The following is a 21,527-nucleotide window of genomic DNA, read 5'->3' as shown; positions in this document are numbered from 1 at the left end:
CTCACAGTTCACCTTCCAATTGATCTTCGAATGTTCCGGAGCCGGCGTCCGTCCACGCAACCCACGGAGCGGCGTGGAAGTACTGCTTGGAGATCGCCTCCCCGAGTTCACGGCAGGTTTCCTGCAGAGAGAGCAGGCGCTCCTGCAGATCGTCGAGAATTTCACCGGGACGCAGGAATTCGAGTTCGCTACGCGCGCGACCCAGTAGCCGCTGAGCTTCGGCCCGCGCACCGACTCGACTGTTCGGCTGGTGGTCGAGCTGATCGAGCGACCGTTCCGCTTCGTTGAGTGCATAGAACACCGAACGCGGAAAGAGCCTGTCCAGCAACATGAATTCGAGAACTCGCTGGGCGTCGAGCGCGCCGCGGTAGGTACGCAGGTAGGTGTCGTGGGCACCTGCGGATCGCAGAACGGTGACCCAGGCCGGCGACGACGGTCGATCGCCGGCGCGCGAGAGAAGCAGCCGAACGATCATGTCGATGCGCTCGACCGAGCGACCGAGCAACAGGAAGCGGTAGCCGTCGTCGTGACTGAGGGTGGAATCCGCGAGACCGGCGAACATCGCGGCCCGTTCCTCGATGTAGCTGAAGAACTCGGCCGGGCCGGTGCGCTTGGACGCCCTGATGCGCTCGTTCAGTCCGTTGTACGTGGTGTTGAGGCACTCCCACATCTCACTCGACGTGACTTCGCGAGCGCCACGGGCATTTTCGCGTGCACTCGACAGCGAGTCCACGATGGAGCCGAGCCCGTCACGGCTGAACGCCACCAACTCGGTGAGCGACCACACGTCGAGCGAGACGTCCGGCTCGTGCTTGAAACCGAGTACTCGCAACAACACTCGCGAGATGTGGTCGGGATCGACCGTGGCGTCTTCGAGAAGCTGGTGGACGGTGACGTCGAGAATGCGGGCAGTGTCGTCCGCTCTCTCGACGTACCGTCCGATCCAGTAGAGCGACTCTGCGTTGCGCGCGAGCATTTACTGTCCACCGCCGTTCGAGTCCGAGTTCGTTGCCTGCTGTTGTTGTTGCTGTTGCTGTTGCTGATTCATCTGCTGGTCCATCGTCAGCTCCGGGCCCTGTTCGACCATGGGCGACTCCGGCGGAACGCTGACGATCTCCTCGCCTGCCAGTTCCTGCTCCTCCTGCGAGGTTCGGGTGGCGAGCACCCAGGTGTCCTTACTGCCGCCGCCCTGGCTCGAGTTGACCACCAACGACCCCTCCGGCAGTGCAACTCGCGTCAAACCCCCGGGCAACACCCAGACGTCGTCGCCGTCGTTGACTGCGAACGGCCGCAGGTCCACGTGCCGGGGAACCAACCGGTCACCGATCTTGGTGGGCACCGTCGAGAGCTGCACGACGGGTTGCGCGATCCAGCCACGCGGATCCGCGCGAACCTTCTTGCTGATGGTCGCCAATTCCTTCGGCGAGGCGTCGGGGCCGAAGACGATGCCGTAACCACCCGACCCTTCGACCGGCTTGATCACCAGTTCGTCGATGCGGTCCAGGACTTCCTCGCACTCGTCGTCCAGCCAGCACCGGAACGTGTCGACGTTGGCCAGCAACGGCTTCTCGCCCATGTAGTAGTCGATGATCGTGGGCACGTACGTGTAGACCAGCTTGTCGTCGCCGACGCCGTTTCCGACGGCGCTGGAGATCACGACGTTGCCTGCGCGGGCGGCGTTGACGAGGCCTGCCACGCCCAGGACCGAATCCGGCCGGAACTGCATCGGGTCGAGGTAGTCGTCGTCGATGCGTCGATAGATGACGTCGACCTGGCGCTCGCCCTCGGTGGTGCGCATGTAGACGATGTTGTCCCGGCAGAAGAGATCGCGTCCCTCGACGAGTTCGACGCCCATCAGCCGGGCGAGCAACGAGTGCTCGAAGTACGCGGAGTTGGCCACACCGGGGGTCAGCACCACCACTGTGGGGTCGGCTTCGTTGAGAGCCGCGGCGGAGCGCAGTGCGCGCAACAGATGCGAGGCGTAATCGCCGACGGCACGCACGCGGTGGCTGGCGAACAGATCCGGGAACACCCGGGCCATGGTGCGCCGGTTCTCCATGACGTACGACACACCGGAGGGCGAACGCAGATTGTCTTCGAGGACGCGGAACGTGCCCTGTGCATCACGGACCAGGTCGATTCCGGCGACGTGGATGCGCACGCCGTTGGGTGGCGTGATGCCGACGGCCTCGCGGTGGAAGTGCTCACAGGAGGTGATCAGTCGCTTCGGCACCACACCGTCGCGGAGGATTTCCTGATCGCCGTAGATGTCGGCGAGAAACATCTCGAGCGCTTTGACGCGCTGCTTGATGCCGCGCTCGAGCCGTGACCACTCCCCGGCGGCGATGACGCGGGGAACCTGGTCGAGCGGGAACGGGCGCTCCTGGCCGGACAGGGAGAACGTGATGCCCTGGTCCACGAATGCGCGTCCCAGTGCGTCGGATCTCGCGTCCAGGTCGGACGCGTTCGCCGGGGCAAGGGCTGTGTGAATGCCCTTGTAGGGAGTCCTGGTTCGTCCGTCCGCGTCGAACATCTCGTCGAAGGCGAGACTGTACTTTCCGACGTCGGAATAACCCCCGAACACCCCGTCGACCTCGGGTTCGACGCGATCCGCTGACTTGGTTTTGGTCGCTTTGGCCTTGGTGGCGGCATGCGTTGCCGATCGCGGACTCATTCTGGTCATGTTGCTACAGAGACTGGAGTTAGGCGCGGTAGAAGCGTTAAATTCTTGAAACGCATCGTCACGGGTGCACCCAATTGGGTTCTGCCCCGCCGGGCTGGTATTCTCGATCTTCGGCGCAGGGCTCCAAAGCTCTGCAGCAGACTTCGGGCATTCCAGCATGGATCGCCCTGACCGGAATACCGACGAAGACAAGAAGGATTTTACGCGTGGCCAATATCAAGTCCCAGAAGAAGCGGATTCTCACCAACGAGCGTGCACGCCTGCGCAACCAGTCGGTGAAGTCCTCCCTTCGTACCGTCATCCGCTCGTTCCGCGAGGCACAGGCTGCGGGCGACAAGGACAAGGCTTCCGAGATTCTCCTCGACGCAGGCCGTAAGCTCGACAAGGCCGCCAGCAAGGGCGTCATCCACAAGAACCAGGCTGCCAACAAGAAGTCGGCACTGGCTCTCGCAGTCAACAAGCTCTGATTTCACCGCTGAGCTCGACCGAGCCCGCTGCATCCGACACGGAGGCAGCGGGCTTTCTCGTGCCCTGAGTTTTTCGTGCCCTGGACTTGTCACAACGCTGGGGCCCCGAGCGCTACCGGCCCAGCCCCGCGACCTCTGACACCGCCTTTTCCACCGCGTAGTCTGCGTCCGCTGCCTGACCTTTGACGTCGGCGTTCAGTTGCGCCACAACCCGCAACGCCTGCGCGATGGATCGACCGTTCCAGCCTCGGGCCTGACCCTGCGCCTTCTTGATCTTCCACGGCGGCATGCCCAATTCACCTGCCATTCGGAACGGGTCGCCGCGACCGGCCGAACCCACGAGCGCAATGGTGCGGACGGCATCGGCCAAGGCGTCGGCCAACAGCACGTGCGCCACTCCCCGATGCATCGCCCAGCGAACAGCCTCGAGCGCGCCGGCTCTGTCTCCGATCACCGCTTTGTCGGCGACGTCGAACCCGGAGACTTCCGCCTTGCCCGAGTAATACCGGCGCACTGCAGCCAGATCGACCTTGCCGCCGGTATCGGAGACCAGCTGCGAACAGGCCGAGGCCAATTCGCGGAGTTCGTTGCCGACCGATTCGACGACAGCCTCGATCACCTCGCCGCTCACTCGAACGTCGGCCGCACGGAATTCACCGCGCACGAAGTCGATGCGTTCGGCGGGCTTGGTGAGTTTCACGCACTCGTGCACCTGAGCGCCACACTTCTGCAGAGCACCGACCATGGCCTTGGCCCGACCGCCGCCGGAATGCATGACCACCACGACCGCGCCCTCGGGCGGATCGGTTGCGGCGTCGAGCACCAGAGCTGCAGCATCCTTGCCTGCCTCGGCCGCTGCCTCGAGCACAACCACGCGATCCTCCGCGAACAGCGACGGACTGAGCAGTTCGGCAAGTTCCGGGGCACTGGCGTCGCCGGTGCGCAACCGTGTGACCGGCAGGTCCTCCCCCGGAATCGCCGCATTGGCACGCACCTGCGTCACGATCGACGCCACCGCGCGATCCATCAGAAGTTCCTCGTCGCCGAGAACCAGATGCAGAGGAGCCACACTCGAAGTCACACCCGTGATCGTGCCATGTGGGGCCGACAGCTCGGGCATCCGCTTCCTTTCGAGCAGCACAGCCCCAGCACTCACCACAGCAGGTGCGCAGTCCACATGGCCAGTGCCGTTATCGCCACCACTGCAGCACCCCACCGCAGCACCCGAAACCGCAACGCCACGAGCAGTGCGGCCGTTCCCCAGGCTGCCAGTGCTGCACCCAGGAGACCGTCGGGGACGCGGATGCCGGCAACAGGCACCGACGCGGCCCGCTCGGCCACCGTGATCAACCACCACAGTGGTGCCGACGCCAGCTGCGCCGTCAGCTCGGCGACAGACGTGCTGACGGTGGCGATCACGGCCGTCACGATGCCCACCACCGTGATCGGAGCGACGACCGGTGCCACCAACACGTTCGCAACGACGCCCACCACACTGATCGTTCCCGTCATCGCCGCGACCACCGGTGCCGTCACCGCGTGCGCGGCTGCAGCGACGGCCGATACCTCCGCGGCTGCCCTCGGCCAGCCGCGGGCTCGGAGCCAGTCGACCCAGATCGGCGCGACCAGGACGAGTCCGGCGGTGGCAAACACCGACAGGACGAACCCGACGTCCACCGCCAGCCTCGGCCACCATGCGAGCAAGCCCAGCACTGCGCCGCACAGGGCCGGAACGGCCTGCCGCCGCCTGCCGGTGACGAGGGCCAACAACCCGATCGAACCCATCACCGCCGCACGAAGCACACTCGGCGATGGGCGAGCCACGATCACGAACGCGACGAGCACGACGAACGCAACTGCGACCGTCGCTCGTGGTCCGATCCCGATGCTTCGCAACACCAGCAGAACCGCACCGATCACGATGGAAAAGTTTGCGCCCGACACAGCGGTCAAATGCGTCAGTCCGGCCGCCCGGAAGTTCTCGGCCACAGTCTCGTCCAATCGGGACACATCCCCGACCACGAGACCGGGTAGCAGACCTGCACGATCCGGTGGCATCGAATTCTGCGCCACTGCAGCCAAATTCGACCGGAAGGTGCCGGCTGCGGCAGAGATCGCCCCGGGGTCACCGACGGTGACGGGTGGTCCCGATACGCGGATCACCGCCACAGTCATGTCCGGTCGAATCGGTTCGCCGAGCCTGCCCCGGACGGTGATCTGTTGACCCGGCAGCAGAGTGGACCAACTCGACTCCGGGGCGATGATCGAGACGCGTCCGCCGACGTACAGCGCCTCACCTCCGACGTCCACGCGAATCAACTCGGCCTTCGTCATCACCATCGAGGGTCCTGCGGACGTCAGTCGTCGTGGGTCCTCCTCCAGCCGCACCGACGCGGTGATCCACGCACGCTTCTCCGCGGCAGCAGCCACGGGATGATCTGCTACTGCGCACATCTGAAGCCAGATCGCTCCGCCGAAGCACAGCGCGAGTGCGATCACCGTGGCCACTCCCGCCCAGCTGGGACCGGACGCGGCGCATCGTGTCGCCAGCCGTCGCAGCGCCAGCGAACCGAGCAGCACCACCACCGAGGTCGACGCCGTGGCCGCCACCGCCGCACCGGGGCCGCCGAGAATTGCGACCGCGGTGATCGACCAGCACACCACCACAGCCGGAACCAAACGTATATCGAACGGCAGAAACTCCTCGGCCTGCGCAGTGGCGGTCGATGCGGCGTCGGTGCTCATCCGATGTGCACGAGATCGCGGATCTTCGCCAGCCTCCCAGGCCCGATTCCGTCCACTTCGGCGAGCTGATCGACAGAGACGAAGCGGCCGTTGGTCTCTCGCCAACTCACGATCGAGGTTGCGGTCACCGGTCCGACACCGGGCAAGGCGTCCAGTTCGGCGGCGGTGGCGGCATTGAGGTCCACCGTCCCGGCCGGTGCGGAGCCTTCGGGAGCGGCCTGCGCCCCGCCCGCGGTCACCGGGCCGTCTACCGAGGTCGTACTACTCAACGGCGGGGCAGCCTGTGGCTGCACGACACCGACGACGATCTGATCACCGTCGGCCACTCGCGCGGCCATGTTGAGCGCCAACAGATCGGCACCCTCGACAGGTCCTCCTGCCGCGGCGACCGCGTCGGCGATTCGCGAACCCGGTTGCAGCCGAACCAGTCCGGGCTGTACCACCAGGCCGACGACGCTCACGACCAGCTCGGCTTCCACTGCCGGTACCGGTTCGGCCAGGACGTCCGAATTCTTCGTATCGGATGCAACCACGGCCAGCGGTGGAGCGGGTGCAGGCGTCGGCGCATCTCGAAACACCGCGAATGCCGCGACGAGCACGACAAAGACTCCGGCTGCTGCCAGGGCGATGGCACCCTGCCTTCCCGGGTCCACCCGAGCGGAACGCCATCGCTGTGGAAGTACGGACGACCACGGGGAACCGAGCCTCGGCGAACTCGAGATCAGCCAATCCGGTTCCGGGGTCGTCACGTCAGGGCTGGATTCCTGCGTCTCGACTTGCGCGGGTATCCCATCCGGGCGTGCGGAATCAGGTTGTCTGCGCACGGCATTCAGTCGCGCCACCGTGTGCGCCCGATCGTCGTCACCGCCCATGCATCAGGACGCTAGTTCCGGCGGTAAGGCTCACACGCCACGAGACGCTGGTCGCGAATTGCCCTGTGCACAACTCGCTACCTGTGGATGATCGGTGGGATCGGCGCGACTATCGGTGTCCCGGTGCCACGACGACGCCGACGGCACCGGGGCCGACGTGCGCTCCTAGCACGGCACCGAAGGGATACACGTCGATGCTGGTGAAGCCCGGAATGCGGGCGGTCAGCATTGCAGCGACATCGTCGGCACGCTCCGCGCACAACATATGGTGCACGGCGAGCGCAACCCCCGAATCGTCACCGACCTCGGATGCGGCGGCGACGGCTGCGTCGACCAGCTTGTGCAACGCCTTGGACGAGGTCCGCGTCTTCTCCCGCAGCACGAGCGCGCCGCCGCTGATGTGCAACACCGGCTTCATGGCCAGTGCGGTGCCGAGGAGGGCTGCGGCAGTGCCGATTCGACCTCCGCGTCGCAGATGGTCGAGGCGATCGACGACGATGAAGCACCTCGAGGTCGTCGACGCAGCGACGGCGCAGTGGTAAACCGTGTCCAGGTCTGCTCCCCCGGCAGCCGAACCGGCAGCCGTCAGCGCGGCAAAGCCCAATCCCATTCCTGCAGAACCGGAATCGACCACTCGAACGGCTGGGCCGACCTCGTCCGCGGCCTGGCGCGCTGCTTCCCACGTGCTCGAGAGCCCCCGGGAGATGTGCAGCGCAACCACACCGTCCCCTCGACTGCGTTCGAGAGCCGCGGCGTACACCTCGGCCAGCTCGCCCGGTGACGCGCCGGCGGTGGTCATCGGACTTCCCGAGGCGGAGTGCTCGGGGATCTCGTCGACACTCTCACGATGGTCGATTCCGTCCACCAGTACGTGCAAGGGCACCACCGAGATTCCCCGCTCGGCCGCAAGCGTGGCGGGCAGGCAGGACGAGGAGTCGGTGACGACGGCGACGGTCATGGCTTCGGGGTCGCTGCAGGGTTCGCGGTCGACGCCGAGGCAGCCACCGGTCGCAACGCCTCGAGCATCGCCTCTGCCACCGCACGGTGCGCGTCCCACCCCCAGTGGATGCCGTCGGGGTTCGCGTTCTCGGATTCGATGTTCGGGCGCACCGCGTCGGCGAGATCGACCATCGGAACGTTCTTGTCCGTACTCCACGCCCGCAACGCACGTACCGCGGGCTCGCGGCCCGAGTGCACCCGCCCGTAGGCATCGCAGCGGTGCACCGACGGATAGGTGCCGACGACGGGAAGCTCGGGACGTACGTAGGCCAAGGCCGCGCGGGCCTGCTCCAGGTAGTCGACGCTGAGCCGCGGCGGCAGTGCAACCGGCCAACCCAGATGCGACAGAACTGGTTGCACCGCTTGATATCCCGCGCGAACGACGCGTCGCAGAGCCGGCGGTCTGATGTACCGGATCTGCTCCCGCAGCGCGGTAGGCAACGGCGAAGGAAGCGAATCCATGCCACCGATGGCGAACACGACGGCACCGGCACGGGGAATCGCGGCCCACACTCGCGGATCCTGAGTCAGAGCCCACCATGCGTCACGACTCGTCCAGCCGATGCGCGCAACCAAATCCACCGTCCAACCGAGTTCGGCTGCAACCAGATTGGGCCAGAGCCGCGGATCGTCCACCGGCAGCCCGCCCTCGGGTCCGTAATAACTCAGCGAGTCCGCGAGCACGAGCAGCGTGGGGCGCACCGCCGTCTCGTCAGAGGACGTCACTGGCCACTCGCGCCGAGGCGTTCCACACGTCCAGGCGCCAGGACGGCTGAACGCCCGCTCCGTGCGCGCCGAGCTGCACCCAACTGGTGTTGGCGAGCCCGCCGAGCACCGGCCACCGGTCCGTCGGCAAATCGAGCAACGCTGCCGTCAGGGCCGCGATCAGGCCCCCGTGCGCCACGAGTACCAGTGGCCGCTGGTCGCCACCGGCACCCCACTCGGGGACGCCGCTCAGCAGCTCGCGAACCAGGGGAACACTGCGACGGGCGACGTCGATACGGCTCTCCCCGCCCGGTGGAGCGATGGTGGCATCGGCTCGCCACGCCGGCCGAGCGCCGGGTGCGATGTCGTCGACCTCGGTGTGGGTTAGACCCTGCCACTCACCGAGATGGGTTTCGCGCAGGCGCTCGTCCTGCGTCACCGAAACACCGGCAGCGTCGCCCAGGGCAACGGCGGTGTCGAGAGCCCGGCGGAGGTCGGAAGAGACGATCCGAATCGGCTCACGCGTCGCCAGCTCGGCAGCGGCCGTCTTGGCTTGGGTGCGACCGAGCTCGGACAGATCGGTATCGAGCTGACCCTGCATGCGGTCGGTGGCGTTGTATTCCGTCTGACCGTGCCGAAGCAGGATGAGCCGTCGGATCATTGCTCCGATTCCGCAGCCGGGTGCTGTCCGAGACCGGGAACCTCGATGGTCGGGCAGTCCTTCCACAACCGCTCGAGGGCATAGAAGTTGCGCTCTTCGTTGTGCTGGACGTGGACGACGATGTCGGAGTAGTCCAACAGCGCCCAGCGACCTTCCTTGGTGCCCTCACGGCGGACCGGCTTGTGTCCGGCTTCACGCAGCTGATCCTCGATGTTGTCCACGATCGAGTTGACCTGACGCTCGTTGGGCGCTGAGGCGATCACGAAGCAATCGGTGATGTAGAGCTGGTCGGAGACGTCGAGGATCACCACGTCGCTGGCCAGTTTGTCGTCGGCTGCGAGCGCGGCGATACGCGCCATCTCGGCGGCTTCGGCTGTTGCAGTCACTTGGGTGTACTCCCACTCGTATGGTTCGGGTTCGCGGTCATTGCGCTGGTGACCGGCCCTTCCGGTTGCTTCTTCTGGGGTGCCGGCTCCGACATGGTGACGGATCCGTCGAGGCGCAGCGCGCCTCGTGGTCTGTAGAGATTTCTCTTCGAGATGTATTGCACGACGCCGTCCGGTACGAGGTACCAGACCGGCCGATTCTCACCGGCTCGAAGTCGACAGTCCGTCGACGATATCGCGAGTGCCGGGATTTCCATCAATGTGAGGGTGCCGGCAGGCAACGACCGGAGGTGGTTGGCCAGATGTTCGACGCCCAGCTCGAACCCCGGACGCGAGACTCCGACGAACTTGGCGAGCTCGAACAGCTCCTCCCAGTTCTGCCACGTCAGGATCGACTCGAGGGCGTCCGCGCCGGTGATGAAGAACAGCTCGGCATTGGGGTGCTGCGCCCGCAGATCGCGCAGGGTGTCGACGGTGTAGGTCGACTTCTCGCGATCGACGTCCACGCGGCTGACGGAGAATCGGGGGTTGGACGCGGTCGCGATCACGGTCATCAGGTAGCGGTCTTCCGCTGGGCTGACCGAGGTCCCTTCCTTCTGCCAGGGGTTTCCGGTGGGGACGAAGATGACCTCGTCCAGACCGAACTTGTTCGCCACTTCGCTGGCCGCGACGAGGTGCCCGTGGTGTATCGGGTCGAAGGTGCCACCCATCACGCCCAAGCGGCGAACGGACTGCTTCCCTGTGTCGTCACCGGGGTCGTATTCGTGCTGCACAACCGTCGATTCTACGTCCGCGGCGTTACCGGGCGTCACACGCCTCACACCGGCAGCAGACGTGAGACCACGGTGGCGAGCTGCTGGGCGGATCGGCACTCGTGCATGGCGATCACGTCGGCGTACACCTTGGCCGCCGAATCGCCGGATCCCCACTGCGCTTTCGGTTCGGGATTGAGCCAATACGCATGCTTGGCCACCGAGACGATGTGGGCCAACGCGGGCAGCTTGGGTTCGCGGTAATTGGTGCGGGCGTCGCCGAGAATCAACACCGAACTGCGACTGGTGACCGCATGCGCGTACTTCTCGTCGAACGTCGTCAGCGCGTGTCCGTAGTCCGAGTGGCCGTCGTACGTCACCAGATCGGACTCCCGGATGATGCGGCTCATCGCGGCACCGAGGTCGGAGCCGGAGTCGAAGAATCGCGTCACCTCGTCGGTGGAATCGATGAAGGCAAAGATTCGAACGCGCGAGAACTGCTCTCGCAGTGCGTGTACCAACAACAGGGTGAAGTTACTGAATCCCGCCACCGAGCCAGAGACATCGCACAGCACAACCAATTCGGGGCGTGCTCGACGCGGCTTGCGCTCCACCAAGTCGATCGGAATGCCGCCGGTGGACATCGACTTGCGCAGGGTGCGTCGCAGATCGATCGAGCCGTGCCTGCTTCTGCTGCGCCGCACCGCAAGTCGTGAGGCAAGCAGCCGGGCCAGCGGGGTGACGTTGCGTCGCAGCGCCGCCATCTCCGTGTCCGAGGCCCGCAGGAAGTCGACCTCCTCGGCCAGCTTGGGCACACCGTAACTCGCCACCCGCTCGCGGCCCAGCTTCTCGGCCGACCTCCGCCTCGTCTCGTTCTCGACCATCTTGCGAAGGTCTGCGATTCGTTGCGCTGCAGTACGTTTGGCCACTTCCGATTCGTAGTCGTCGGTGGGCCGATCCGGTGTGTCGTCGGCGCGGCCGAGTAGCCCGTCGAGGATCTTGCGCAACAACGTATCGGGGGCAACATCGCGCAGGGCCTGATAGGCCGAGAACGACGGCCCGTTCGAGGATTTGTACTGACCGAGTTCCTCCACCATCTGCGCCGCCAGCATCTGGGTCAACTCCGCGGCCTCGGCCGAATCGTCGGACAGCAGATCCACCAGCAACTCTCGGAGCGCATCGATGTCGACCTCGCCGCCGTCCGTGCGGGGCAGCGCAGTGTCGATCTGTCCCGAGTCCCTCGTGCCCGACGCCACCGGAAACCACAGGTCGAACAAGGCGTCGAACACCCCGCGATGCGTCGGTCGTCGCAACAACGAGCAGGCCAGCCCCTCGCGCACGGCTTCCCGGTCGAGTAGATCCAGGACCGACAGGACGCGTCCGGCATCGACGGTTTCCGACGGCCCCACCGAGATTCCGCGCTTTCTCAAAGCCTCGACGAAGCCGACCAGATGCCCGGGAATTCCGTGCGGGGCCAACATGTCAGTTCAGCCGCAGTTCGGCGGCAGCACGCACCTGATCGGACTGATGCTTGAGCACCACTCCCAGCGTCGACCGGACCGCATCGTCGTCGAGGGTGTCCATACCGAGGGCCAACAGCGTGCGACCCCAGTCGATCGTCTCGGCCACGGAAGGCAACTTCTTGAGCTGCATGCCCCGCAGCACACGGACGGTCTTGACCATCTGCTCGGCGATCGCCTCGGGCAGTTCCGGAACCCGACTGGCCAGGATGCGACGCTCGAGGTCCGCGTCGGGGAAATCGAGGTGCAGGAAGAGGCAGCGGCGCTTGAGGGCCTCCGACAGTTCGCGAGTGGCGTTGGAGGTCAGCACCACGAACGGAGTGCGCTCCGCCGTGATGGTGCCGAGCTCGGGAATGGTGATGGCGAAGTCGCTGAGCACCTCGAGCAGCAGTCCTTCGATCTCGACGTCGGCCTTGTCGGTCTCGTCGATGAGCAGCACGGTGGGGTCGCTACGCCGAATGGCCTGCAGCAGCGGCCGCGCCAGCAGGAACTCCTCCGAGAAGACGTCCAGCTTGGTCGAATCCCAATCGCCACCGATTCCCGACTGGATCCGCAGGATCTGCTTTGCGTGGTTCCACTCGTACAGGGCGCGGGCCTCGTCGACGCCCTCGTAGCACTGCAACCGGACCAGCTCGGCACCCGTCGTCTGGGCCACGGCACGAGCGAGTTCGGTTTTGCCCACACCTGCTGGGCCCTCGATCAGCAGCGGCTTGCCGAGGCGGTCGGCGAGAAAGACCGAGGTGGCCGTGGCCTTGTCGGCCAGATAGCCCGTTTCTGCCAGACGCTCGAGGACGTCGTTCACGCTCGCGAACAGCGGGGGTGTCGTCGGTAGGGCACGATCCACGTCACAACTCCTGATGATCGGATTTGGCCGGTACGGCAGAGGCGTCAGACATCTCGGACGTGTCCGTCGCCCCACACGGTCCATTTGGTCGAGGTCAGTTCGGGCAATCCCATGGGCCCTCGGGCGTGCAGCTTCTGGGTGGAGATGCCGATCTCGGCACCGAAGCCGAATTGCTCGCCGTCGGTGAAAGCGGTGGAGGCATTGACCATCACGGCAGCCGCGTCGACGCGTCGAGTGAACTCGCGCGCGGCACCGATATCGGATGCGACGATCGCCTCGGTGTGTCCTGTTCCGTATCGATCGATGTGCTCGATCGCCTCGTCGATGCCGCCCACGACCTTCAGCGCGATGTCGAGTGAGAGGTACTCCTGCGACCAGTCCTCGTCATGAGCGGGGACCAGCCCGGGCAGGTCGCCGTGCACCGTGACGCTGTGCATCTGGAACGCCTGCAGCAGCCGCGGCACCATCGTGTCGGCGATCGCAGCATCGACCAGCACGGTCTCGGCGGCGTTGCAGACGCTGACTCGGCGGGTCTTGGCGTTGAGCACGATCTTCTCGGCCACGTCCGGATCGGCCGAGGAGTGGACGTACACGTGGCAGTTTCCGACTCCGGTCTCGATGGTCGGGACCGTGGCATCGCGAACGACGGCAGCGATCAGTCCCGCGCCCCCGCGCGGGATCACCACGTCCACCAGACCGCGCGCCTGGATCAGGTGGGTGACCGTGGCACGGTCCGCACTGCCCAGCAGTTGTACGGCAGCCTCGGGCAGACCGTGTTCGCGCAACGCCCCCTGCAGGGCGTCGACCAATGCTGCATTGGACTGTGCCGCCGAGGACGAACCGCGCAGCAACACCGCGTTGCCGGACTTGAACGCGAGACCGAACGCATCGACGGTGACGTTGGGGCGCGCCTCGTAGACCATGCCCACCACCCCGAGCGGGACCCGCACCTGCCGAATCTCGAGCCCGTTGGGAAGCGTCGAACCGCGGATGACCCCGCCGATCGGATCCGGCAGCGCGGCGACCTGTCGCAGGCCCGCCGCGATGCCCTCGATGCGCGATGCGGTCAAACGCAGTCGATCCAGCAGACCCTCGTCGGTACCCGCTGCCCGCGCGATCTCGATATCGGCCGCGTTCGCAGCCAGGACCGAATCTGCAGCAGCAACCACGGCATCGGCGGCGGTATGCAGCAACGAATCCTTCTCGGCGGTCGTCAGCAACGCCAGCGCACGCGAGGCGATCCGCGCACGACGAGCGGCCGCATGCACGCTCTCACGCTCGTCGAGCGTCGTGGGCACCGATTCGGCCGAGACGGAAGCAGTCATGAACTACACACTAATGGGGCCGGGAATGAAGCGGTGTCGCCGTGTCGTTGCAGCACGACGTGGAGATCACCGACGTCATCGACGTCGATACCGACAGACCGGAGGAACCACCTGTGAGTGCCTTGTTCGAGCCTCTGACCCTGCGCGAGGTCACCTTTCCCAACCGGGTATGGATGGCACCGATGTGCCAGTACTCGGCCGACGACGCGGGCCAGTACGTCGGCGTTGCGGGTGACTGGCACCGCACCCATCTGGTCAGCCGCGCGGTCGGCGGGGCAGGCCTGATCATCACCGAAGCCACCGCAGTCAGCCCGGAGGGTCGCATCAGCCCGTCGGACCTCGGCATCTGGAACGACACCCAGGCCGATGCATTGGCGAAGATCGTCGCCGAGATCGCGTCCTTCGGAAGCGTTCCTGGCATCCAGCTGGCACACGCGGGCCGCAAGGGTTCCACCGCTGCTCCCTGGCTCGGCGGCAAGTCGCTACCCGCGGAGGATCCCCGTAGCTGGGAGACCGTCGGTCCGAGCGCGGTCGCCTTCGGTGATTACGCGACGCCCCGCGAGGCAACCGACGACGACATCACGAAGATCGTGGACGACTTTCGCTCTGCGGCGCAGCGCGCACTGAAGGCCGGGTTCAAGGTGGCCGAAGTTCACGGCGCGCACGGATACCTGTTGCACCAGTTCCTGTCGCCTGCGAGCAACACCCGCACCGACGCCTACGGCGGCGACTTCGCCGGCCGTACCCGGCTACTGATCGAGGTGGTCGACGCGGTCCGTGAGGTGTGGCCGGCCGAGCTTCCGGTGTTCGTTCGTCTGTCGGCAACCGACTGGCTCGACGAGCCGGACAATGCTGAGGGCACAGCCGAACTGGAGGCTCCGAGTTGGACCTCCGATCAGACCGTCGCGTTGTCCCAGATCCTCACCGAACACGGGGTGGATCTGGTCGATACCTCCACCGGAGGAAACGTGCACGCCAAGATTCCGGTCGGTCCCGGCTACCAGGTTCCGTTCGCACGGCGAATTCAGAACGAGACCACGATGCCCGCTGCCGCGGTCGGCATGATCACCGAACCCAAGCAGGCGGAGGACATCGTCTCGCTGGGCGAGGCGACGGCCGTGCTGCTTGCGCGCGAGCTACTGCGTGATCCGTACTGGCCACGGCGCGCTGCCCGCGAACTCGGTGTGGAGATGACTCCGGCCGTGGCACCGCAGTACGAGCGGGCCTACTGAGGTCTCACACCACGAAGCCGAGCTTCTTGTCCACGACATTGAGCAGGGGTTCGCCCCGGAAGTATCGACGTGCGTTGTCTGCGAACACCTCTGCGAGTCGCTGCTTCCACCCCGACGCGTCGCCGCTCATGTGTGGGGTGAGAATCACGTTCTCGGCCGTCCACAACGGATGGTCGGCCGAGAGCGGCTCGGTCTCGAACACGTCCAGCGCGGCACCGGTGATGTGTCTGCTGCCGAGATGCTTCAACAGTGCCTCGGTATCGAGCAGCTCACCGCGGCCCACGTTGATCACCCGCGCGCCGGGCTTCATTGCGGTCAACACGGAATCGTCGACCAAACCTCTCGTCTGTTCGGTCAACGGCGCAACCAGAACCAGATAATCGGCCCGTGCTACTTCGTCCGCCAGATCATCACTGGCGTACACGGTACCGAAGTCTCGGTCGCCTTCTCGTGCTGTTCGACCCACACCCGAGACCGACATTCCCACTGCACTCAGGAGAGCGGCGATGGCGCGACCGATCGCTCCGGTGCCCACGATCATCGCGTGTGCACCGTCGATACGTTCGGTCTCGCGGTGTTGCCAGATCTTCGAATGCTGCAGTGCACGCGAACGTTCGGAGTCCTTGGCGAACGCGAGGATCTGAGCCAGCACGAACTCCGCGATCGGTCGATCGAAGACGCCACGCGAATTGGTCACGACCACATCGGATTCCACCAGCTCGTCGAACATCAACGAGTCGACGCCGGCAGCGGCGATATGGATCCACTTCAGAGACCCGCAGCGCGGCCACGCGGATTCGACTGCAGGCGAGAAGAAATCCCACAGCAGCAACGCGTCGGCACCGTCGACTGCATCCGCCAGGGTGTCGGCCGTGGCGTACCTGACGTCGGCAACCTCCGCGACGGACTCTAGTCCGCCGGGAAGGTCGCCGGCGTGCAGAACGACGAGAACCGGTGCCACTTCTACTTCTTGTAGCCGACGAGCTCGACGCCGGACGCAGCGACCTCGTCGTCGTTGTCACCAGGGCACTGAGTTCCGCGCAGTGATCGCCCTGCCGTCTCGGGCATCAACAGAATCGGAACGAACGCGATGGCAGCCGCGATCATCATGTACCAACCCGGGATCAGGTTGGAACCGGTTCGGTCGATCAGGAACGTCAGAATCAGCGGTGCCGTACCGCCGAAGAGCGCCGTCGAGACGTTGTATCCGATGGCGAACGCTCCGTAGCGCACCTGAGTGGGGAACAGTGCGGGCAGTGTCGACGACACACAGGAGCACATGATGACCAGCAGTACTCCGAGCCCGAGGAGGCCGATGCTCTGGCCGATCAGTCCGGTGTTGATGATCAACAGGAACAGCGGAACGCTGAACACGAAGTACCCGACGCAGGCCGCCAGCAGCAACGGCTTTCGGCCCACCCTGTCGGACAGAGCACCGATCGGGTTGATGATCGCCATCATGATGATCATGATCGCCACGAGGGTGAAGTTGGACTGAGTCGTGCTGTGCCCCAACGTGTCGCTCAGGTATGAGGGCAAGAAAGTCAGCACCGTGTAGTACGCGATGTTGAGTAGCAGCACGAATCCCATCAGAATCAGGATCCGCTGCCAGTACGTCATGGTGGCCTTGAGTGAGGTGACGGCTCCGCCTGCACCCTCTTCGACCGTGCCGCCGTCTTCTTTCGCTTCGGCGAACACCGGAGAATCCTCGAGCCGGGTTCGCAACCACAGCGCAACGATGCCCAACGGGAGAGTCACCAGGAACGGGATTCGCCAGCCCCAGGCCTCCATGGTCTCGTCACCGAGCCCGACGTTGAGCAGGGTGCACAGGGTGGCACCGCCCACCGTGCCTGCTAGGGTGCCGAATTCGAGGAACGATCCGAAGAATCCGCGCCGCTTGTCGGGCGCGTACTCGGCCATGAACACAGCTGCGCCGCCGTACTCACCACCGGTAGAGAAGCCCTGCACCAAACGGCAGACGAGCAGCAGCAACGGTGCGGCGATGCCGATGGTGTCGAATGTCGGCAGCACACCGATCGCCGCCGTGGCCAACGTCATCATCGAGACGGTCAGTACGAGGACCTTCTGACGACCGATGCGGTCGCCGAGTGGGCCGAGCACGATGCCGCCGATGGGACGAATGATGAACGACGCGGCCAGCACGGCGAATGTGGAGAGCAGGCTCGCTCCCCCGTCCTCGGACGGAAAGAAGTTGGCGGCGATGTAGACGGCGAGATAGCCGTACACCGCGTAGTCGAACCACTCGACTGCGTTGCCGAGTGCAGATCCGCCGATGGCGCGGTGGAGAATCTTGGTCTCGTCCGGGCTCAGGGTGTCGGTACTGGGGGGATATCCGGTCGGCGATGCTGCCGACCCTGAATTTTCGGTCACGGTCGAAATACCTCTCGCTTTTGTGGACAAAGTGGAGCGTCGGTGTGGTACTTCGCAGCGTTCGACATTACGGCGATACAGAACATACGTTTCGGCCAACCCCCTCGTGCAGCGCTAAAGTCCTGGTAGTGCAGCAATTCTGGTGGCGATCAACGCGTACGCCCTTGCGCTGTCGGTCAATTGCCGCACGGCGACGGACTCGTCCGGCCGATGTGCTTGTTCTTCGATCTCCCCGGGACCGAGCACGACGGTGGGTATTCCCATCTGCTGTGCCACAAAACCACCATCGCACGATGCCGTCCAGATGTCAGTGGAACGGCCAAATCCGTTGTCCATAACCGATTGCACTGCGGTAGTGACCAATCCGTTGTTCACGCTGGTCAGAAAGCCTGGCATTTCCATCGCGATACCGATCTCGACATCGATACCGGACCCGGTGAGTTCCGCAGATTCGATGCGGGATCGCAGATCTCCTACGACTCCGGCGGCGCTCTCGCCGGGTAACAGACGGCGGTCGACGGTGACGACACACCGGTCGGCGACCATCGAGGTGCCCGTACCTCCCGCTATCGTCCCCACATTCCAGGTGGCCGGCCCCAGTTCGGGGTCGGGGTTCGCATCCAATTCCGCCTGGGAGCCCTCGATGATTCTGATGATGCGTGCTGCAGCAGAGATGGCGTTGGCTCCGTTGCGCGGCTGCCCCGCATGCGCGGAACGGCCCCGAACCTCGATCTCCAGGTTCGCCGCCCCTCTGCAGCCGTAGATGGTGACCAGATCCGTAGGCTCCGCCACCACGCAACAGCTGTACGTGCGGTGCTGAGATTCGGCGACGAAAGCTCGGATACCGAGTCCGGTGTCCTCCTCGTCGACCAGGCACGCCAACGTCATGGGGTGCTCGTCCGCGAGACCGGAACGCAGCACGGCGGCCATGGCCGCCACCACCGCGGCCAGGCCGCCTTTCATGTCGCAAGACCCGCGGCCGACGATGCGACCGTCCCGAACCACGGCGGAAAAGGGATCGGTGGTCCAGCCCGTACCAGCGGGGACCACATCGGAGTGGCCCACGAACAGCACCCCTGGCCGCTTGTCGGATCCGATGGACACGAAGACGTTGGGCCGACCAGGAGCGACCTCGACGGTCCGAACATCGAAACCCAGTGCGCGACAGTGTTCGGCGAGGACCTTCGCGGTCTTCTCCTCGGTGTCCCCGGGATTCTCACCGCCCGCATCGATCAAAGCGGTTGTCAGACCGACAATTTCGTGCTCGTCGATCGAATCGAGAAGGGCACGTTCGGAACTCGTGACCGTCATCGAGTGGGATCGGAGGCGAGCAGGTGCTTGGACTTCTCCACTGCCACCGCCAGTCTTCTGATTCCCTCGTCGATGCGTTCGGGAGTCGACGAGGCGAAGCACAGGCGCAGCGAATCGTGGAATTTGCCGCCCACCGACAGTGCCGGTCCCGGGATGTAGGCCACTCCTTCGGCGAGCGCCGTCTCGAACAGGTCCTGAGTAGAGAAGTCGACGTCGTTGCCGCGCAACGTCGCCCAGAGAAAGAATCCGCCCTCGGGGTCGGTCGTCGACATCGAGTCACCGAAGTGTCTGGCGATGCTGTTCTGCATCGCGACCTTGCGCGGCAGGTACACCGACGCCAACGACCGAAGGTGCTCGTCGAGCAGTCCGCGCCGGATGTACTCGGCGACCATCCGCTGCGCAGGCAGGTTGGTGCACGTGTCCATTGCCTGCTTGGCGTTGACGATCAGTTGCCGCGCCTCGGGGGCGGCGTCCACCCATCCCACCCGTAGGCCGGGCGCGATCATCTTCGAGAACGTGCGCACGGAGAAGATCAACGGGTCGTTGGGACTGAGTGTGCCGAAACTGGGGATCGACTCACCCGAGAAACGGAGCAGACCGTAGGGATCGTCGTCGAGAATCACCGATCCCCAACGGTGTGCCAATTCGATGAGCAACCGACGGCGCTCGAGCGACAGGGTCACCCCGGACGGGTTCTGAAAGTTGGGGATCACGTAGATCATCTTCGGCAACCGCCCCGCGCGCTCGACGAGCTCGGGCAATGCCTCGACGATGAGACCGTTGCTGTCCATCGGGGCCTCGAGGATGTCGCCCCCGTAACTGAGGACGGTGGCGGTTCCGTTGGTGTACGTGGGACTTTCGACGATCACCAAGTCGCCCGGATCGACGAACAACTTGCACGCGATGTCGAGGCCCTGCATCCCGCCCGAGGTGATCACCACTCGCTCCTCGGACGTGGGCTCGCCCACCGACTCGAGGTAGGCGAGCAATGCGTCGAGAAGGCCGGGGTCACCCTCGGTGGCACCGTAGTCGAACGCGTCCGCGGTGAGCACGCCGGCGGCGATCTCGGTGAATGCAGCAGCCGGAACCGTCTCGGCGGCAGGAGATCCCATCGCGAAGCGCACGATGTCGTGTTTCTGCGCCGCAAGGAGCGATGTCGACGAATCGATCACCGATCCCACCAGCTTGTCGGTTCGCAGGGCCCACGGAATGCTGGGAGGGGAGCCTGCGGAACGACCTTGTGTGGCAGAAGTGGAGCCTGCGGATCGACCTTGTGTGGCAGGAGTGGAGCCTGCGGAACGACCTTGGGTGGATGCGGTCATGCTCACTCCTTCGTCAGTAGTTCTCGGGGGTATGCAGTGAAGGTTTCGAGGCCGGTCTCGGTGACGCGAACGGCCTCGGATACCTCGTATCCGTAGTCGTCCATCCACATTCCGCCGATGATGTGGAATGTCATGTTCTCGGCGAGCACCGTCTCGTCGTCGGTGCGCAGGCTCACGGTGCGCTCACCCCAGTCGGGTGCGTAGGCGATGCCGATCGAGTAGCCGATGCGCGACGGTTTGTGCAGTCCGTGCTTGGCCAGGCTGGTGTTCCACACCTGCGCCAGCTCGGTGGCGGTGACGCCTGCCCGCACGGTTGCGAGCACGTCGTTCAATGCTTCCCCGGTGGACTTGGCGAGGTAATCCAAACGCGGACTGGGCTTTCCGAGCACGATCGTGCGTGCCATCGGGATGTGGTAGCGCCGAAACACTCCGGCCAGTTCGACGACGGTGGTCTCGCCCCGCACGAAGGGTTGATGCGACCAGGTCAGGTGCGGGGTGTCGGCCCCGGCACCGGTGGGCAGCATCGGCACGATTGCCGGATGATCGCCGCCGAAGTCCGCGGTGCCCCGCACCTGTGCGTTCATGATGGCCGCGGCCGCGTCGCACTGCCGCTCACCCACCGAGATCGACTGGTAGGCCGCCGACATCGCCGATTCGCACACCTGTGCAGCACCGCGCATCAGGGCGATCTCCGCGGGCGACTTGACCACTCGCACCCAGTTGATGAGCTCGTAGGAGTCGGTGAATCGGTACTCGGGCAGCGACTTCACCAGAGCTTCGAATGCCTTGGGACTGAAGTAGTACGAGTCCATCTCCAGACCCACTTGGCCGTGCTCGAAGTTGTTCACCAGCCCCAGTTCGCGCAGCTTCGCGGCGACCCAGACGAAGGGATGAGTGTCCTTGCGCTGCACGAACGTTTCGGGGTAGCCGAACGTTCGATCCTGCGGCAGCCACGACGTGCGAAACGCGCCGTTGGCGTCCATTTCGCGGGCGAAGAAATACATGTCGCCCTCGAGCGGGACGTACAACATCTGCGGGGTGTAGAACGAGAGCGCATTGTACCCGAGCAGGTAGTAGAGGTTGGCGGGATCGGTGACGATGAGTGCGGTGAGGTTCTGCGCTGCCATCCGCTCACGGACGGCAGCGAGCCGGGCGGCGTACTCCTCGTCGGTGAACGTGATCGGCGTGCTGTTCGGAACATCGGGGTACCGCGCCAGGCCGGGAGCGGCCCGTCCTGCGGTGTCTTCGGGTCCGATTGCGGTGACGTAGGCGGAGTCGGATGAGTCGTTCACGGGCACCCCCTTCGATCGTG

Annotated in this window: 20 protein-coding genes; 2 read left to right on the top strand and 18 right to left on the bottom strand. The window is 65.2% G+C overall.

Annotated features, from left to right (window positions below; all coding sequences use genetic code 11):
• Position 1: 1 nt before the first annotated feature.
• Both CH286_RS19035 and CH286_RS19030 read right to left on the bottom strand, forming a co-directional pair.
• Positions 2–976: an alpha-E domain-containing protein gene (locus tag CH286_RS19035; RefSeq protein ID WP_032379188.1), complete on the bottom strand. Its 975-nt coding sequence runs from the start codon at positions 974–976 to the stop codon at positions 2–4.
• The gene (locus tag CH286_RS19030; protein WP_242640376.1) at positions 977–2,533 is read right to left on the bottom strand and encodes a circularly permuted type 2 ATP-grasp protein; all 1,557 of its coding nucleotides are present in this window, start codon (positions 2,531–2,533) and stop codon (positions 977–979) included.
• A gap of 356 nt (positions 2,534–2,889) precedes the next feature.
• On the opposite strand from CH286_RS19030, the gene rpsT reads away from it, so the two are divergent.
• Positions 2,890–3,150, top strand: a complete 261-nt coding sequence (gene rpsT / locus CH286_RS19025; RefSeq protein WP_027497522.1) for a 30S ribosomal protein S20 — start codon at positions 2,890–2,892, stop codon at positions 3,148–3,150.
• Positions 3,151–3,262: 112 nt separating this feature from the next.
• Here the strand turns inward: rpsT and holA are convergent, their stop codons facing one another.
• The 11 genes from holA to CH286_RS18970 all read right to left on the bottom strand — a co-directional run bounded on the left by holA (position 3,263) and on the right by CH286_RS18970 (position 13,959).
• Complete coding sequence (gene holA / locus CH286_RS19020) at positions 3,263–4,270, bottom strand: DNA polymerase III subunit delta (protein ID WP_176458294.1); 1,008 nt, start codon at positions 4,268–4,270, stop codon at positions 3,263–3,265.
• Between the two features lie 32 nt (positions 4,271–4,302).
• A complete protein-coding gene (locus CH286_RS19015; RefSeq protein ID WP_094610082.1) occupies positions 4,303–5,895 on the bottom strand; it encodes a ComEC/Rec2 family competence protein in 1,593 nt (530 codons plus the stop codon).
• A complete protein-coding gene (locus CH286_RS19010) occupies positions 5,892–6,767 on the bottom strand; it encodes a ComEA family DNA-binding protein (protein WP_094610081.1) in 876 nt (291 codons plus the stop codon). The genes CH286_RS19015 and CH286_RS19010 overlap by 4 nt, the downstream gene beginning before the upstream one ends.
• Positions 6,768–6,876: 109 nt before the next feature.
• Positions 6,877–7,725, bottom strand: coding sequence for a DegV family protein (locus CH286_RS19005; RefSeq protein WP_094610080.1), 849 nt, complete (start codon positions 7,723–7,725; stop codon positions 6,877–6,879).
• Entirely contained in the window at positions 7,722–8,492 is a 771-nt protein-coding gene (gene octT / locus CH286_RS19000) for a diglucosylglycerate octanoyltransferase (protein WP_037151028.1), read from the bottom strand. Before octT ends, CH286_RS19005 begins: the two co-directional genes overlap by 4 nt.
• Positions 8,479–9,132, bottom strand: a complete 654-nt coding sequence (locus CH286_RS18995; RefSeq protein WP_094610079.1) for a histidine phosphatase family protein — start codon at positions 9,130–9,132, stop codon at positions 8,479–8,481. Before CH286_RS18995 ends, octT begins: the two co-directional genes overlap by 14 nt.
• Positions 9,129–9,518, bottom strand: coding sequence for a ribosome silencing factor (gene rsfS / locus CH286_RS18990; RefSeq protein ID WP_032379193.1), 390 nt, complete (start codon positions 9,516–9,518; stop codon positions 9,129–9,131). Before rsfS ends, CH286_RS18995 begins: the two co-directional genes overlap by 4 nt.
• Positions 9,515–10,228: a nicotinate-nucleotide adenylyltransferase gene (gene nadD / locus CH286_RS18985; RefSeq protein WP_052058460.1), complete on the bottom strand. Its 714-nt coding sequence runs from the start codon at positions 10,226–10,228 to the stop codon at positions 9,515–9,517. Before nadD ends, rsfS begins: the two co-directional genes overlap by 4 nt.
• A gap of 107 nt (positions 10,229–10,335) precedes the next feature.
• Positions 10,336–11,751, bottom strand: coding sequence for a vWA domain-containing protein (locus CH286_RS18980; RefSeq protein ID WP_032379194.1), 1,416 nt, complete (start codon positions 11,749–11,751; stop codon positions 10,336–10,338).
• A gap of 1 nt (position 11,752) precedes the next feature.
• Positions 11,753–12,634, bottom strand: a complete 882-nt coding sequence (locus tag CH286_RS18975) for an AAA family ATPase (RefSeq protein WP_094610078.1) — start codon at positions 12,632–12,634, stop codon at positions 11,753–11,755.
• Between the two features lie 44 nt (positions 12,635–12,678).
• Entirely contained in the window at positions 12,679–13,959 is a 1,281-nt protein-coding gene (locus CH286_RS18970) for a glutamate-5-semialdehyde dehydrogenase (RefSeq protein ID WP_094610077.1), read from the bottom strand.
• Positions 13,960–14,072: 113 nt separating this feature from the next.
• Here CH286_RS18970 and CH286_RS18965 point away from each other — a divergent pair, with 113 nt between their 5' ends.
• Positions 14,073–15,191 (top strand): NADH:flavin oxidoreductase/NADH oxidase, encoded by a 1,119-nt coding sequence (locus CH286_RS18965; protein WP_032402547.1) that lies wholly within the window; start codon positions 14,073–14,075, stop codon positions 15,189–15,191.
• Between the two features lie 4 nt (positions 15,192–15,195).
• On the opposite strand, the gene CH286_RS18960 is transcribed toward CH286_RS18965, so the two are convergent.
• The 5 genes from CH286_RS18960 to CH286_RS18940 form a co-directional block, all read right to left on the bottom strand.
• A complete protein-coding gene (locus tag CH286_RS18960; protein ID WP_094610076.1) occupies positions 15,196–16,152 on the bottom strand; it encodes a D-2-hydroxyacid dehydrogenase in 957 nt (318 codons plus the stop codon).
• A gap of 2 nt (positions 16,153–16,154) precedes the next feature.
• Complete coding sequence (locus CH286_RS18955; RefSeq protein WP_230592416.1) at positions 16,155–17,582, bottom strand: MFS transporter; 1,428 nt, start codon at positions 17,580–17,582, stop codon at positions 16,155–16,157.
• A gap of 114 nt (positions 17,583–17,696) precedes the next feature.
• On the bottom strand, positions 17,697–18,893 hold the full coding sequence (locus CH286_RS18950) for a M20 family metallopeptidase (protein WP_094610075.1): 1,197 nt from the start codon (positions 18,891–18,893) through the stop codon (positions 17,697–17,699).
• The gene (locus tag CH286_RS18945; RefSeq protein WP_255182708.1) at positions 18,890–20,215 is read right to left on the bottom strand and encodes an aminotransferase-like domain-containing protein; all 1,326 of its coding nucleotides are present in this window, start codon (positions 20,213–20,215) and stop codon (positions 18,890–18,892) included. The genes CH286_RS18950 and CH286_RS18945 overlap by 4 nt, the downstream gene beginning before the upstream one ends.
• 2 nt (positions 20,216–20,217) lie before the next feature.
• Positions 20,218–21,396, bottom strand: a complete 1,179-nt coding sequence (locus CH286_RS18940; protein ID WP_037151285.1) for a M24 family metallopeptidase — start codon at positions 21,394–21,396, stop codon at positions 20,218–20,220.
• Positions 21,397–21,527: the final 131 nt, after the last annotated feature.

Source organism: Rhodococcus sp. WWJCD1, assembly GCF_002258735.1.
GTDB lineage: Bacteria > Actinomycetota > Actinomycetes > Mycobacteriales > Mycobacteriaceae > Rhodococcoides.
This window is presented reverse-complemented; position numbering and strand designations above follow the sequence as displayed.